This window comes from Zoogloea sp. GW822-FHT05C07, assembly GCF_058800215.1.
Genome location: NZ_CM179510.1, coordinates 2,319,406 through 2,334,493 on the forward strand (window position 1 = coordinate 2,319,406; position 15,088 = coordinate 2,334,493).

12 protein-coding genes are annotated in these 15,088 nt (G+C 68.0%); 6 read left to right on the top strand and 6 right to left on the bottom strand.

Going from position 1 to position 15,088, the window contains the following annotated elements:
- Nucleotides 1–6: 6 nt before the first annotated feature.
- Together AC3QL2_RS10920 and AC3QL2_RS10925 are read right to left on the bottom strand one after the other, a co-directional pair.
- Nucleotides 7–1,458 (bottom strand): methyl-accepting chemotaxis protein, encoded by a 1,452-nt coding sequence (locus AC3QL2_RS10920; RefSeq protein ID WP_493234415.1) that lies wholly within the window; start codon nucleotides 1,456–1,458, stop codon nucleotides 7–9.
- Nucleotides 1,433–1,945: a PAS domain-containing protein gene (locus AC3QL2_RS10925; protein WP_493234416.1), complete on the bottom strand. Its 513-nt coding sequence runs from the start codon at nucleotides 1,943–1,945 to the stop codon at nucleotides 1,433–1,435. The genes AC3QL2_RS10920 and AC3QL2_RS10925 overlap by 26 nt, the downstream gene beginning before the upstream one ends.
- A 200-nt stretch (nucleotides 1,946–2,145) precedes the next feature.
- On the opposite strand from AC3QL2_RS10925, the gene AC3QL2_RS10930 reads away from it, so the two are divergent.
- Complete coding sequence (locus tag AC3QL2_RS10930) at nucleotides 2,146–3,528, top strand: sigma-54-dependent transcriptional regulator (protein WP_493234417.1); 1,383 nt, start codon at nucleotides 2,146–2,148, stop codon at nucleotides 3,526–3,528.
- 19 nt (nucleotides 3,529–3,547) lie between these two features.
- Nucleotides 3,548–5,647: a sensor histidine kinase gene (locus AC3QL2_RS10935; protein WP_493234418.1), complete on the top strand. Its 2,100-nt coding sequence runs from the start codon at nucleotides 3,548–3,550 to the stop codon at nucleotides 5,645–5,647.
- On the opposite strand, the gene phnE is transcribed toward AC3QL2_RS10935, so the two are convergent.
- From phnE to AC3QL2_RS10955, 4 genes are all read right to left on the bottom strand, one after another.
- Complete coding sequence (phnE, locus tag AC3QL2_RS10940; protein WP_493234419.1) at nucleotides 5,644–6,414, bottom strand: phosphonate ABC transporter, permease protein PhnE; 771 nt, start codon at nucleotides 6,412–6,414, stop codon at nucleotides 5,644–5,646. The genes AC3QL2_RS10935 and phnE overlap by 4 nt on opposite strands.
- Entirely contained in the window at nucleotides 6,411–7,232 is an 822-nt protein-coding gene (locus tag AC3QL2_RS10945) for a PhnE/PtxC family ABC transporter permease (protein ID WP_493234420.1), read from the bottom strand. Before AC3QL2_RS10945 ends, phnE begins: the two co-directional genes overlap by 4 nt.
- Nucleotides 7,229–8,050, bottom strand: coding sequence for a phosphonate ABC transporter ATP-binding protein (locus AC3QL2_RS10950; RefSeq protein WP_493234421.1), 822 nt, complete (start codon nucleotides 8,048–8,050; stop codon nucleotides 7,229–7,231). The genes AC3QL2_RS10945 and AC3QL2_RS10950 overlap by 4 nt, the downstream gene beginning before the upstream one ends.
- A gap of 137 nt (nucleotides 8,051–8,187) precedes the next feature.
- Nucleotides 8,188–9,069, bottom strand: coding sequence for a putative selenate ABC transporter substrate-binding protein (locus AC3QL2_RS10955; RefSeq protein ID WP_493234422.1), 882 nt, complete (start codon nucleotides 9,067–9,069; stop codon nucleotides 8,188–8,190).
- Nucleotides 9,070–9,458: 389 nt separating this feature from the next.
- Between AC3QL2_RS10955 and fdnG the strand changes: the two genes are divergently transcribed.
- From fdnG to fdhE, 4 genes are all read left to right on the top strand, one after another.
- The gene (gene fdnG, locus AC3QL2_RS10960; RefSeq protein ID WP_493234423.1) at nucleotides 9,459–12,530 is read left to right on the top strand and encodes a formate dehydrogenase-N subunit alpha; all 3,072 of its coding nucleotides are present in this window, start codon (nucleotides 9,459–9,461) and stop codon (nucleotides 12,528–12,530) included.
- Between the two features lie 10 nt (nucleotides 12,531–12,540).
- Nucleotides 12,541–13,437 (top strand): formate dehydrogenase subunit beta, encoded by an 897-nt coding sequence (gene fdxH, locus AC3QL2_RS10965; RefSeq protein ID WP_493234424.1) that lies wholly within the window; start codon nucleotides 12,541–12,543, stop codon nucleotides 13,435–13,437.
- A complete protein-coding gene (locus AC3QL2_RS10970) occupies nucleotides 13,434–14,060 on the top strand; it encodes a formate dehydrogenase subunit gamma (protein WP_493234425.1) in 627 nt (208 codons plus the stop codon). The genes fdxH and AC3QL2_RS10970 overlap by 4 nt, the downstream gene beginning before the upstream one ends.
- Nucleotides 14,061–14,157: 97 nt before the next feature.
- Nucleotides 14,158–15,087 carry a formate dehydrogenase accessory protein FdhE gene (gene fdhE, locus AC3QL2_RS10975; protein ID WP_493234426.1) on the top strand — a complete coding sequence of 310 codons (930 nt, stop codon included), beginning with the start codon at nucleotides 14,158–14,160 and terminating at the stop codon, nucleotides 15,085–15,087.
- Nucleotide 15,088 lies beyond the last annotated feature (1 nt).

Here is a 15,088-nt window from a genome sequence, read left to right on the forward strand (position 1 = left end):
TCTAAATCAATCGGGATGCTTCTCGGCAACTAGCCGATCAAGCAGATCCATCGCCTCCCGGCTGCCCGCCTCCATGCTCTCCAGCCCATTGACGATCGCCGCCTGCAGCGCGGCATCGTTCTGCCAATCCTGGTCGATCTGCGCCATCACCTGATGGGCACCGTCATGAACCCGGGCATGGGGCTGTTCCAGACGGCGATAGGAGGGAAGCGTACCGAAGCTTTCTTGCCCCTCCCTGTCATACCAGGTGCCAAGGCGGCACTGGTGGTGATCCATGGCCACCGCCCGCGCCGCGTCCGCGTCGCAGGTCCCGTTGAGGGCCAGGTAGGTACGCTGCTTATAGACCATGTGGTCGAGCTTGAAGAGGGTCACCAGGCTCTTGTCGTGCACCCGCACCGACTCCTGCTCGGTTTCCCGCGCCGACGCGGCAAAACGGCCGAAAGTCTGGGTCAGCTCGCCGACCACCACCGATGAGCGGGCCGTGATCTCGCGCATTTCCCGCGCATCCTCCTGCATCGCCTCGCCGTCGGTGATCAACCCGCGCATCACCTCACCGATGGCCTGGGACGCACTGCGGGTTTTCTCCGCCAGCTTGCGCACCTCGTCGGCCACCACCGCGAAGCCGCGGCCCGATTCGCCGGCCCGCGCCGCCTCGATGGCCGCATTGAGCGCCAGCAGGTTGGTCTGGTCGGAAATCTCGGTGATCAGCGTCACCGCCTGGCTGACTTCCTTGCTGCGTGCATTGAGGCCGCCGATGGCGTCCGCCACGTGCACGATGCGCTCGCTGATGCCCGACAGCTGGCTGACCACTTCGGCCACCGCGTGCTGGTTCTCCGCCGCCTCGCTGGCCGTCTCGGTGGCGGCGGTGGCGGCCTTGCGCATCTGCGTGGTGACTTCCAGCAGGTCGGCCTGGTTGCCGGTCAGGTTGGCGATCAGGTTGCCGGCGTTGAGCAGGCCAGCATTGCTGAGCACCCGGTTGCGGGCCTGGTCGCGCAGGTGCGAGGACATGTTGGTGAGCAGCGTGTTGTGGGTTTCCATCGCCTCGAACAGGCTGCCGTGCAGGCCCGCCGACTGGGCGAGGCGGCAGTAGCGGCCTTCCATCTGAGCGCGGAAGGAACTGTCGGCCTCGCGGAAATAGGCTTCCAGCTGGTCGAGCATGTCGTTCAGCGCCCAGATCAGGCGGCCGATCTCGTCCTTGTCCGACACCCCGGTGACGCGGTCGACGAAATGCCCGCGGCCGATCTTCTCGGCCAGTTCCACCGCCGACTGCAGCGGCGCCAGCGAGCGGCGGAACTGCCACTGCCCCCACACCGTCAGGCCCACGCCGAGCACCAGGAAGACCAGCAGCGCCGGGTGGAGGCCGGTGATGAAGAACACCGTCAGCAGGGTCGCCAGCAGCAGTGCCGACTGCCCCCAGCCCACCAGGGACAGCTTAGAGTGCAAGGACGAACTGCTCATAGCTCTTTCCATTCAAGACTTCAGTCAGTACCGCCGTCCCGGCGGCGATCGCGTCCCGCGCGCCGGCGCGGCTCTCCGCAGCCAGCATCTCCTTGTACAGCCCGGCGGCGGCGCGCACCGCCTCGGCCCGCGGCTTACGGCGCACCGAGGTGTAGCTGACGATCCGCCGCGCGGCGTCGTAGTCCGGCGTCACCGTCGCCATCACCCAGTAGAAACTGCCGTCCTTGGCCATGTTCTTCACGTAGGCGATGAACTCCTGCCCCACGGCGATGCTGTCCCACAGCAGCTTGAAGGCGCTGCGCGGCATGTCCGGGTGGCGGATGATGTTGTGCTGGCGACCGACCAGCTCCGCCTCGCTGTAGCCCGACAGCGCGATGAAGATCCGGTTGGCGTAGAGGATGCGCCCCTTCGGATCGGTCTTCGAAACGATGAAATCCTGCTCACCCAGCGAACGTTCGCTGCTGGTCGGCGTCACACGCGGCTTCATGGCCTGGCCTTGCCCTTCATAAGTACGGGTTCCAATAACGTGGCCCCGCCGGACGGGTACGCAGGGCGCACGAGCGGGCAGGGCCAGAGGCTATGTCGGCAATTATTGTCCACACTGAAGGCCGGTATTACCAAAAAAGTGCATCGAAACAGAACAGCCCCGCCCTGACAGCGCCGCCGGCCGCGTGGTTAAATCGGGCGATGACCCCGCCGCCGCCCACTTTGACCGATCCCGCCTCCCCTCCTCCCTCCGGCCGCGAACCGGCCTGGTCGGACTACGCCGTACTGGTCGTCGACGACGAAGCCGGCGTACGCAACTTCCTCGAACGGGCACTACGCGCCCGCGGCTGCCGCGTGGACACCGCCGGCTCGGCGGAAGAAGGCATGGAGCGCCTGCAGCAGCACCACTTCGACGCCATCGTGCTGGACATCGCGCTGCCCGGCCGCTCCGGCATGGAATGGCTGCGCAGCCTGAAAAACGACGGCTTCGCCGGCGACGTGATCCTGATCACCGCCTTCGCCGACATCGAGACCGCCATCGACGCGCTGCGCGCCGGCGCTTCCGACTTCGTCCTCAAGCCCTTTCGCGTGGACCAGATCGTCAACTCCCTGCAGCGCTGCTTCGAACGCGCCCGCCTCGACCGCGAGAACTTCGTGCTGCAGCGCCAGGTGGCCGGCCTCGGCGGGCTGGTGGACGGCATGGTCGGCCACTCGGAGGCCATGCGCCGCCTGTCGGAGCTGATCCACCGCGTCGCGCCAACCCCGTCCACGGTGCTGATCCTCGGCGAATCCGGCGTCGGCAAGGAAGTCACCGCCCGCGCGCTGCACCAGATGAGCCCCCGCGCCGAGCGCTCCTTTGTGCCCCTCAACTGCGCCGCGGTGTCCGCCGAGCTGATGGAGAGCGAGCTGTTCGGCCACGTGCGCGGCGCCTTCACCGGCGCCCGCGAAGCGCGCCGCGGCCTGTTCCACTACGCCAACGGCGGCACCCTGTTCCTCGATGAGATCGGCGAGCTGCCGCTGGCCATGCAGACCAAGCTGCTGCGCGTACTCGAAGAGCGGCGCATCCGCCCGGTGGGCAGCGAGGCCGAAGTACCGGTGGACGTCCGCGTGGTGGCCGCCACCAACCGCGACCTGCGCGCCGAAGTGGCCGCCGGGCGCTTCCGCCAGGACCTGTTCTACCGCCTGGAAGTGGTCACGCTGGCGATCCCGCCGCTGCGCGAACGCCGCGAGGACATCGCCGAACTGGCCCTGCATTTCAACGCCCAGCTGGCCAGCCGCCTGGGCCTGCCGCCGCTGCCCCTGGCCCAGGCCGACCTGGCCCGGCTGGCCGCCTACGCGTGGCCCGGCAACGTACGCGAACTGCGCAACCTCATCGAGCGCTCGCTGATCCTCGGCGGCCTGCCGGCCGACAGCCAGGCGCCGGGCTTCGTCGAGCCGCTGCCGCTGAGCCTCGCCGAAATCGAGAAGCGCCACATCCTCGCCGTCCTCGACCAGTGCGGCGGCAGCAAGACCCGCGCCGCGGCGCTGCTCGGCGTGTCGCGCAAGACCCTCGACCGCAAGGCCGTCGAATGGGGCCTGGCCTGACGCCCACTGCCGCAAAACGATGATCCGCCCGCTCCTCGCGCGCTTCGCCGGCTCCGTCCGCGCCAAGCTGCTGGCCATGGTGCTGGCCCCGCTGTTCCTCGGCGTGCCGATCCTGCTCGGACTGGTGTGGCTGTGGGGCAACGACGGCTATCACCGGCTGCTCAGCTACAAGGTCGGCTCCGATCTGGTCACCGCCCACGAGTACTTCGGCCGCATGCAGCACACGGTGGCGGTGGATCTCGGCGCCGTCGCCGGCTCCCAGCGCCTGTCCCAGGCGATGGCCGCCGACACGCCGGACGCCCTCGCCGGCTACCTGGACGAGGCGCGCCGCCAAGCCGGGCTGGACTTCCTGTTCCTGCTCGACACCCACGGCCAGCCCTTGGGCCACCCACTGCCCGGAAACCTGCCGCGTGCCCGGCGGACCGCCTGGCCGGTGGTCAACGCCGCGCTGGCCGGCTCCCCCTTCACCGCCATCGACGTCTTCGATGCCGACCACCTCGCCGCCATCGACCCGGCCCTCGCCCAGCGCTGCCGCCTGCCGCTGCTCCCCACCGCCAACGCCGCGCCGGACAAGCGCCGCGAGGAAAACCGCGGCCTGCTGATCCACACCGCGATCCCGGTGCGCGACGGCCGCGACCGGCTGGTCGGCGTACTCGAAGGCGGCGTGCTGCTCAACGGCAACACCAATCTGGTGGACAGCCTCAATGCCATCATCTACCGGGACGGCACGCTGCCGCTGGGCAGCCAGGGCACCGCCACGCTATTCCTCGGCGACACCCGCATCGCCACCAACGTGCGCCTGTTCGGCGAACGGCGCGCCCTCGGCACCCGTGCCTCGCAGGCGGTGCGCAACCACGTCCTGAACGACGGCAAGACCTGGCTCGACACCGCCTTCGTGGTGAACGACTACTACGTATCCGGCTACGAGCCGGTGGTGGACAGCTTCGGCGAGCGGGTCGGCATGCTCTACGTGGGTTTCCTCGAAGCGCCATTCAGCGTCGCCATGCGCAACGCGCTGCTGACCCTGTTCGTCGTCTTCGTCGGCGTCAGCCTGGGCGGCTGCGTGCTGTCCCTGCGCTGGGCGCGCAGCATCTTCAAGCCGCTCGAACAGGTGGATGCGACGATCCGCCGCATCGGCGCCGGCGACGCCGACGCCCGCGTCGGCCCGGTGGCCAGCCGCGACGAGATCGGCCTGCTCGCCGCCGCCTTCGACGACCTCCTCGACAACCTGGCCGCCCGCCGCACCGAACTGCAGCGCTGGGGCGACGAACTCGACCGCAAGGTGGCCGAGCGCACCCAGGCCCTGCAGGAAGCCCTGGCCACCCTCGAACAGGCCCGCCGCCACCTGGCGATGACCGAGAAGCTGGCCGCCATCGGCGAGCTCACCGCCGGCGTTGCCCACGAGATCAACAACCCGGTGGCGGTCATCCAGGGCAACCTGGACGTGCTGAAGGAAATTCTCGGCCCCGCCGCCGAACCGGTGCGCGAGGAGATCCGCCTGATCCACGAGCAGACCCACCGCATCTGGCTGATCGTCACCAAGCTGCTGCAATTCGCGCGGCCCGGCGAGTTCGCCGGCTACAGCGAGGCCATCGCCCCCGCCACCGTGATCGCCGACTGCCTGGTGCTGACCCGCCACAACCTCGATCGCCGCAACATCGCCGTGCAAGTGGACAACACGGCTACCTGCCGCGTCGAGGTGAACACCAGCGAACTCCAGCAGGTGCTGATCAACCTCATCGTCAACGCGATCCAGGCGATGCCGGACGGCGGCACCCTCAGCATCAGCACCCGCGACTGGGCCGATGAGCACGGCGACACCCAGGGCGCCGCGATCGCCGTCTGCGACACCGGCCACGGCATCGCCGCCGAAGACCTGTCACGCATCTTCGACCCCTTTTTCACCACCAAGAAGGGTTCCGGCACCGGCCTCGGCCTGTCGATCAGCTACGCCATCGTCGAACGCTACGGCGGCCACATCGAGGTCAGCAGCCGTCCCGGCGAAGGCGCCTGCTTCACCATCCACCTGCGCTGCGAAGCCCGCTACGCCGACACCCCGTCGGCCCCCGGCTTCACCGCCCGGCGCATCGAACCGGGCAGCAGCCCGTCTGCCGGCTAGGCCGACGCCCGCCGCAGCCAGGCGCTGGCGCCATCCACGGCGACCGCCATCGCCAGCATGGCGAGGATCACCGTGCTGGCCTCGGCTTCGTGGAACAGGGACAAGCTGAAGTAGAGCAGCGCCCCGAGCCCACCGGCGCCGACGAAGCCGAGGATCGCCGCCATGCGGATGTTCATCTCCCAGCGGTACAGCGCGTAGGCCAGCCACTGGGCGGCGACCAGCGGAAAGGTGCCGTACACAAAGGCCGCCAGGGACGGCGCCCCCGTACCGGCCAGCGCTTCCGCCGGTTCCGGCGGGGTGTTTTCCAGCGCCTCGGCAAACAGGCGGCCGAGCACGCCGGTGGTGTGCAGCGCCAGCGCCAGCGTGCCGGCAAAAGGCCCGAGGCCGGCAGCCAGCACCATCAGCGTGGCCCACACCAGCTCCGGTACCGAACGCAGCAAGTTGAGGACGAAACGCGCCGCCGCCCGCCCGGCCACACCGTGGCGCCCGGCCGCCGGCAACGCCAGCACGGCGCCCGCCACCGCCGCCAGCACGGTGCTGACCAGCGAGATCGCCAGCGTCTCCAGCGCCGCCCAGCCGACCTTGGCGAGAAAATCCGGCCCCAGCTCAGGCGGGAAGAAACGCCCGACGAAATCGGCAATCTCCCCCGCTGCCGCACCGGTGAACAGCGCGCCCAGCGGCATGTCGAGATAGGCGAAGCTGCCGGCCACCGCCGCCACGACCAGCACGACCGCCAGCAGACCACCGAAGGACACCCCGGCCCTCATGCCAACCTCCGCCGCAGCAGTTCCGAAAGACCGTCGGCCGCCACCACCAGCACCAGGAAGGTCACCAGGATGCTGGCCGCCTCGCCGCCGTTGAGCATCTTCATCGACTGGTCCATCAGCTGGCCGAGCCCGCCGGCGCCGACAAAGCCCATCACCACCGACGCGCGCACCGCGCATTCCCAGCGATAGACGGTGTAGGACACCAGCTCGCGCGCCGCATTCGGCAGCAGGCCGTAGCACAGCGCCGCCAGGCGGCCGCTGCCGGCCTCCAGCAACGCGCGCGCGGGGCGGGCGTCGGTGGATTCGAGGATCTCGCCATACACCTTACCGAGCATGCCGCCGTAGGTGATGCCCAGCGCCAGCACGCCGGCCGCCGCGCCAAGGCCGAAGACACGCACGAACAGCAGCGCCCACACCAGTTCCGGCACGCCGCGCAGCACGGCCAGCAGCGCCCGCGCCACGGCACGCAGCAGCTGGCCGATCCAGCCGCGCCGGCCCGGCCCGAGGCGGGCGATGGACAGGCTGCGGGTCAGCACCAGGCCCAAGGGCACCGCCAGCAGGATCGACAGCGCGATGCCGGCGGTGGCCATCGCCAGCGTCTCGACGGTGGCCTTGCCGAGCAGGGACAAAAAGTCCGGCGAGGTTTCCGGTGGCAGGAAGCCGGCCAGGAAATTGCCCATCGCCGTCAGGTTGCCGGCCTCGAACAAGGCCGCCGGGTGGAAATCGGTAAGGCGCAGCAGCGGCCACAGCAGCACCAGCACCGCCAAGGTCCAGCCCAGCCGCGGCAAGGCGGCCGGATCGCGCACGGCGGTGCTCATGCGCAGCGCAGCGGCGGCAGTTCGCCGGCGGTTTCGGCCGGCTCCGGCGCGCGCAGGCCGCCGACCAGCGGCAGCCCGCCTTCGGCGGCATACAGCTCGCGCAGCAGGGCGTCGCCGACCTGCGCCGCCGGCAGGTCGAACAGGATCGCGCCGTCCTTCACGCCGACCACCCGCGGGAAATGGCGCAGCGCCAGGTCCACCGCATGCAGGCTGGCCACCAGCGTCACGCCGCGGCGGGTCGCCTCTTCGTTGAGCAGCGCGATGGTGAGTTCGGACAGGGCCGGGTCCATCGCCGACACCGGCTCGTCGGCCAGCAGCAGGTCCGGCTGCTGGTACAGCACGCGGGCCAGCGCGACCCGCTGCAGCTGCCCGCCGGACAGACGGTCGCAGCGGTCGTACAGGCGCTCGGCGAGATCCAGGCGGGCCAGCGCGGCGCGGGCGCCGTCCGGATCGACCGGCAGCACCAGCGAGGCGAGGGATTTCCACAGCGGCCACTGGCCAAGGCGGCCGGCCAGCACGGCGCTGACCACCCGCTGGCGCGGCGGGATCGGCGCCGACTGGTGCACCAGGCCGATGCGCGCGCGCAGGCTGCGCAGCGCGGCCGGCGCACAGGCCCACGGCTCGCCGTCGAGCAGTTTCACCCGCCCCTCGCCGGGGCGCAGGGAGGCCGCCAGCACCCGCAGCAGCGTGGTCTTGCCGGCGCCCGACGCACCGATCAGCGCCACCCGCTCGCCGGGCGCAATGCGCAGGTCGATGCCGCGCAGCGCGCGGAAACCGTTGGCGTGGGTCAGCCCGACGCCTTCGAGGGAAAAACCCATGGTGATCCTTGTATCCACCGGCCGGTGCAAGTGCGGGGGAGCACGTTCCGTTCGAGCCAGTGCATTGCCCGGACGGACTCAGCCGACACGCTGAGCCGCAGACTCGCCCCGCCGATCGCCCTGGCCGGCTTGCGGCCTTACTTCAGCAGGCCGGCCGCGTGGGCGGCCGCTTCGATGCCCTTGTAGTTCTCCGCCTTGGTGGGGATGAACTTGCTGGCGCGCTGCAGGGCCATGATTTCCTTGTGGGCCGGATTGGCCGGATCGAGCTTCAGGAAGGCCTGGGCGATCTTGGCCTGGATCTTCGGATCCAGGTCGCCGCGCACCGTCCAGTTGTAGTCGAAGTAGGTCGGCGTGGTGGCGAAGACGTGCACCTTGGTGGTGTCCACCTTCTTCTGCTCGACCAGCTTGTCCCACACCGAGGCGTTCAGCACGCCGGCGTCCACCTTGCCGGCCTGCACGAAGGCCACGGTGGCGTCGTGGGCGCCGGAAAAGGCCACGTTCTTGAAGTCCTTGTCCGGGTTGAGGCCTTCCTGGCTCAGGAAGTAGCGCGGCATCAGGTGGCCGGAGGTGGACGACGGCGCGCCGAAGGCGAAGGTCTTGCCCTTCAGGTCGGCGAAGCTCTTGATGTTGTCGTTGGCGGTGATGAATTTCGACGTGAACTTCGAATCCTCGACCCGCTGCACCAGCGGCACGGCCGTGCCGTTGGTGCGGATCTTGGCCTGCACGAAGGTGAAGCCGCCCAGCCAGGCCAGGTCGAGCTTGCGGGTGGCCAGGCCTTCGACGACGGCAGCGTAGTCGGTCACCGGCACGAAGCTGACCTTCATCCCGGTCTCCTGTTCCAGGTAGGCGCCGAGGGGCGCGAACTTGCGCTGCAGCTCGGTGGGCGCCTCGTCGGGAATCGCCGACACGCGCAGCACGTCTTCGGCGTGGGACAGGGCCGGCAGGCCGGCGACGGCGGACAGGGCGGAAACGGCACAGGCGCGCAGCAGCGCGCGCCGGGAAAACGGCACGGAAGGCATGAATGGCTCCTCAATACGGCGTCCAGCGGACACCAGCCGCCGGGACGGGGGAGGACGGCCCCGGCTTGATGGGCGGGATGGCTGCACGCGATCCCGCGGAAAAACCCAAAGCGGTACACAGACCGCGGGGCGGACTATAACGAGCGGGAAGGGATCAGTGAAGGGGCTGAGAACCTCGCAGGAGGCCTGCAGCGAGGCGGATTCCCGGACGTCATCGGAGCTTGCTGCGGCGCAGATGGACATTTTGTCCAGCGGGTGGACAGAATGTCCCGAGAAAGCGCGAAGAAGACTTTCAAGTCCTTGATTCCTCTCGAACCCAACCCTGGCGCAGGGATTGCAGTGTTTACAGACGCTCTGTTTTCACAACAACCGGAGGAGGAAGAGTCATTATGCAACTCTCACGGCGCCAGTTCTTCAAGGTGGCCGCCGGGGGCTTGACGGGCTCGAGTCTGGTCGCGATGGGCTTCTCGCCCACCGCGGCCCTCGCCGAAGTCCGCACTTTCAAGCTTTCGCGCACCACCGAAACGCGCAACACCTGTCCGTACTGCTCGGTCGGGTGCGGCATCATCATGTACAGCCTGGGCGACGGGGCCAAAAACGCCCACGCCGAGATCATCCACATCGAGGGCGACCCCGACCATCCGGTCAACCGCGGCACCCTGTGCCCGAAGGGCGCCGGCCTGCTCGACTTCGTGCACAGTAAAAACCGCCTCAAGTACCCGGAAGTACGCGAACCGGGCAGCAAGGAATGGAAACGCATCAGCTGGGACGAGGCCTACGGGCGCATCGCCAAGCTGATCAAGGAAGACCGCGACGCCAACTTCATCGCCAAGAACGCCGACGGCGTGACGGTGAACCGCTGGCTTACCACCGGCTTCCTCGCCGCCTCCGCCTCCAGCAACGAATCCGGCTACATCACCCACAAGGTGGTGCGCAGCCTGGGGATGCTCGCATTCGATAACCAAGCGCGTGTCTGACACGGCCCGACGGTGGCAAGTCTTGCCCCGACGTATGGCCGCGGAGCCATGACCAATCACTGGACCGACATCAAGAATGCGGACGTGATCCTGATCATGGGCGGAAACGCCGCCGAAGCCCACCCCTGCGGCTTCAAATGGGTGACCGAAGCGAAGGCCAAGAACAAGGCCCGCCTGGTCGTCGTGGACCCGCGCTTCACGCGGTCCGCCGCGCTGGCCGACCTGTATGCGCCGATCCGCACCGGCACCGACATCGCCTTCCTCGGCGGGGTGATCAACTACCTGATCACCAACGACAAGGTGCACATGGACTACATCAAGTCCTACACCGACATGAGTTTCCTCGTGAAGGAGGAATTCGCCTTCGCGGAAGGCTTCTTCTCCGGCTACGACGCCGACAAGCGCAAGTACGACAAGGCCAGCTGGGAATACCAGATGGGCGCGGACGGCTACGTCAAGACCGACCCGAGCCTGCAGGACCCGCACTGCGTGTGGAACCTGATGAAGGCCCATTTCAGCCGCTACACACCCGACGTGGTGGAGAACATCTGCGGCACGCCGAAGGCCAAGTTCCTGCAGGTAGCCGAGCTGCTCGCCTCCAGCCACACGCCGGACCGGGTGATGACCATCCTCTACGCCCTCGGCTGGACCCAGCACAGCGTCGGCTCGCAGATCATCCGCACCGCGGCAATGATGCAGCTGCTGCTCGGCAACATCGGCCGCTCCGGCGGCGGCGTTAACGCCCTGCGCGGCCACTCCAACATCCAGGGCCTCACCGACCTGGGCCTGCTGTCCAACCTGCTGCCCGGCTACATGACGCTGCCCGGCGAGAAGGAAACCGACTACGAGCAGTACATCGCCAAGCGCGCACCCAAGCCGATGCGCCCGGGCCAGCTGTCCTACTGGCAGAACTACGGCAAGTTCCACGTCAGCCTGATGAAGGCCTGGTACGGCGCGGCCGCCACCAGGGAGAACAACTGGGCCTTCGACTACCTGCCCAAGCTGGACAAGACCTACGACGTGCTGCAGGTCTTCGAGCTGATGCACCAGGGCAAGATGAACGGCTACGTGGCCCAGGGCTTCAACCCGCTGAACTCCTTCCCCAACAAGGCGAAGGTCGGCGCGGCGCTGTCCAGGCTGAAGTTCCTGGTGATCATCGACCCGCTGGCCACCGAGACCTCGGAGTTCTGGCAGAACTACGGCGAGTTCAACGACGTGGATCCGGCCAAGATCCAGACCACGGTGTTCCGCCTGCCGTCCACCTGCTTCGCCGAGGAAGACGGGGCAATCATCAACTCCGGCCGCTGGCTGCAATGGCACTGGAAGGGTGCCGAGCCCCCCGGCGAGGCCAAGGGCGACCCGGAAATCATGGCCGGCATCTTCCTGCGCCTGCGGGAGATGTACAAGAAGGACGGCGGCGCTTTCCCGGACCCGATCCTCAACCTCACCTGGGGCTACAAGGTGCCCCACGAGCCCTCGTCCGAAGAGCTGGCCAAGGAGTACAACGGCAAGACCTTCGCCGACCAGTTCGACCCGAAGGACCCAACCAAGGTCGTCAGGAAGGCCGGCGAACTGCTCGACTCCTTCGCCCAGCTGAAGGACGACGGCTCCACCGCATCGGGCTGCTGGATCTTCACCGGGGCGTGGACCGAGAAGGGCAACATGATGGCCCGACGCGACAACGCCGACCCGTACCAGAACGGCCAGACCCTCGGCTGGGCCTTCGCGTGGCCGGCCAACCGGCGCATCCTCTACAACCGCGCCGCCGCCGACCCGTCCGGCAAGCCGTGGGACCCGAAGCGCAAGCAGGTCTGGTGGGATGGCGCCCAGGGCAAATGGGTGGGTTCCGACGTGCCCGACTTCAAGGTGGACTCCGCCCCCGAGGACGGCATGAGCCCCTTCATCATGAATCCCGAAGGCGTGGCCCGCTTCTTCGCCCGTGGCATGATGAACGAAGGCCCCTTCCCCGAGCACTACGAGCCCTTCGAGACGCCAATCGGCGTCAATCCGATGCACCCCAACAACCCCAAGGCCACGTCCAACCCGGCCGCGCGGGTGTTCAAGGGCGATATGGAAGCCTTCGGCAAGGCCAAGGAGTTCCCGTACGCGGCCACCACCTACCGGCTCACCGAGCACTTCCACTACTGGACTAAGCACGTCGAGTCCAACGCCATCATCCAGCCGGAGCAGTTCGTCGAGATCGGCGAAGCGCTGGCCGCGGAGAAGGGCATCAAGGCCGGCGACAGGGTCAAGGTCAGCTCCAACCGCGGCTACATCAAGGCGGTGGCGGTGGTGACCAAGCGCATCCAGCCCCTCAAGGTCGACGGGAAGATCGTCCACCACGTCGGGATTCCGCTCCACTGGGGTTTCAAGGGGGTCGCCAAGAACGGCTTCATCACCAACACCCTGACGCCTTTCGTGGGAGACGGAAACACCCAGACGCCGGAGTTCAAGTCCTTCCTGGTCAACGTCGAGAAAGCCTGAGGAACGCACCATGGCACTGCAATCACTGGATATCGCCAAGCGCTCGGCCACGACCACCGAGCCCCCCCACGCGCGCAAGACCATCGAGGTCGCCAAGCTCATCGACGTCTCCAAGTGCATCGGCTGCAAGGCCTGCCAGGTGGCGTGCATGCAGTGGAACGACCTGCGCGATGAAGTCGGCAGCTGCGGCGGCACCTACGACAACCCGACGGACATGACCGACCAGTCGTGGACGGTCATGCGCTACGCCGAGGTCGAATCGGAAGAACGCGGCCTCGAGTGGCTGATCCGCAAGGACGGCTGCATGCACTGCGAGGACCCGGGCTGCCTGAAGGCCTGCCCGTCGCCGGGCGCCATCATCAAGTACGCCAACGGGATCGTGGATTTCCACCAGGAAAACTGCATCGGCTGCGGCTACTGCGTGACCGGCTGCCCGTTCAACGTGCCGCGCATCTCCAAGAAGGACAGCAAGGCCTACAAATGCACGCTGTGCTCCGACCGCGTCGCGGTCGGGCTCGAGCCGGCCTGCGTGAAGGTCTGTCCGACCGGCAGCATCAGCTTCGGCTCCAAGGAAGACATGAAGGAGCTGGCCGAGGAGCGCGTCGCCGAGCTGCAGGAGCGGGGCTTCAAGAACGCCGGCCTGTACGACCCGGCCGGCGTGGGCGGCACGCACGTCATGTACGTGCTCAACCACGCCGACAAGCCGAGCCTGTACAGCGGCCTGCCGAACGACCCGACGATCGCACCCACCGTATCCCTGTGGAAAGGCTTCACCAAGCCCCTGGCCATGGCCGGCATCGCCGTCGCGGCACTGGGCGGCCTGTTCCACTACGTGATGAAGGGTCCGAACGAAGTGTCGAAGGAAGTCGAAGCCGAAGTCGAGAAGGAACTGGAGGCCGAAAAATGATCCGCGATCCGTCCGACCTGAAACGCTACAACGCGTCCGAAAGGGCCAACCACTGGGTCGTGGGCATCTGCTTCATCCTGCTCGCGCTGTCCGGCCTGGCCCTCTTCCATCCGGCCCTGTTCCCGCTCACCGGCCTGTTCGGCGGCGGCGTATGGACGCGCATCCTGCACCCCTTCGTGGGCGTCGTGATGATGCTGTTCTTCGTGGTGATGTTCTTCCGCTTCAAGCATCTCAACCAGATGACCCAGACCGACTGGGAATGGGTCAAACGGGCCAAGGAGATGGTGGACGGCGACGACCACAACATGCCGGAAATGGGCAAGTACAACGGGGGCCAGAAGCTGCTGTTCTGGTTCCTCGGGGCTGCCATGCTGGTGCTCTTCGCATCGGGCATCGTCATCTGGCGGGCGTACTTCTCGGCCTACTTCCCGATCGGCGTGATCCGCACCGGCGCATTGCTGCACGCCGCCTTCGCGGCGCTGATGATCATCGCGATCATCGTGCACGTGTATGCGGCGATCTGGGTACGCGGCACCATCCGGGCCATGCTGTACGGTACCGTGACCCGCGCCTGGGCCAAGCAGCATCACCGTGCCTGGTATCGTCAGGTAACCGGCAAGTAACGCATCCCTGCGGGGGCGGTTCCGGCCGCTCCCGCAGCCGAATTTCCCTGTTCGACGGGGCCTGCTCCAAGCCCGGCCCCGCACTTTTTGGATCGCCATGCAGAAACTGCTTTCCCCCGAGGAAATCGCCACCCAGGCCGGCAGCGACGGCAGCACCAACCGCCTGCCCGCCCCGCGCCTGTTCGCCGAGCGTGCCGCCCGCCTGCGCACCCTGGCCGATGGCCACGCGATGGCCGACTTCCTGCGCTTCGCCGCCCGCCTTGCCGACGCCCAGCAGAGCCGGCTCGATAAGCTCGGCGCGGCCCCCCGCCCCGACGCCGCCTACCTGGAACGCTGCCGCCAGCACGGCATGCCGCCCCTCGACGCCCACGGCGCCGAACTCCCCGCCGGCTGGCAGGACGTGCTGCAAGCCCTCGCCGCCGATGTCGCCCCCTACGCGCCGGCCGGCCTGCAGAACGCCATCGCCGAACTGGCCGACGTCCCCACCGAGCGCCTCGACGCCCTCGCCCGCGCCATCCTGCGCTGCGAGGAAGACCTCTCCAACCCGCTTGAACTGGCCCTCGCGCCGCTGATCGGCGCCGCGCTGCAGATGCTGTGGACCGCCCGTGTACAGGCCCTGCAGATCGGCGACATCCCGGCCGGCTTCGAGGACAGCCTGTGCCCCGCCTGTGGCTCCCACCCGGTGGCCTCCATCGTGCGCATCGGCGACGCCGGCCACGGCGTGCGCTACGCCGCCTGCAGCCTGTGCGCTTGCGAATGGCACGTGACGCGTATCAAGTGCGTGCCCTGCCACAACACCCGCGACATCGCCTACCAGGGCCTCGCCAACGACCAAGGCAATCCGCATCCCGCAGTGAAGGCGGAGACTTGCCCCGAGTGTCATTCCAGCCTGAAGATCGTGTCGATGGAGAAGGATCCGTTCGTCGACGCCTTCGCCGACGACCTGGCCACCCTCGCCCTCGACATGCTGGTGGACGAGAGCGGTTTCCACCGGGCCGGCCGCAGCCTGTTCCTGTTCACCCCCTAGG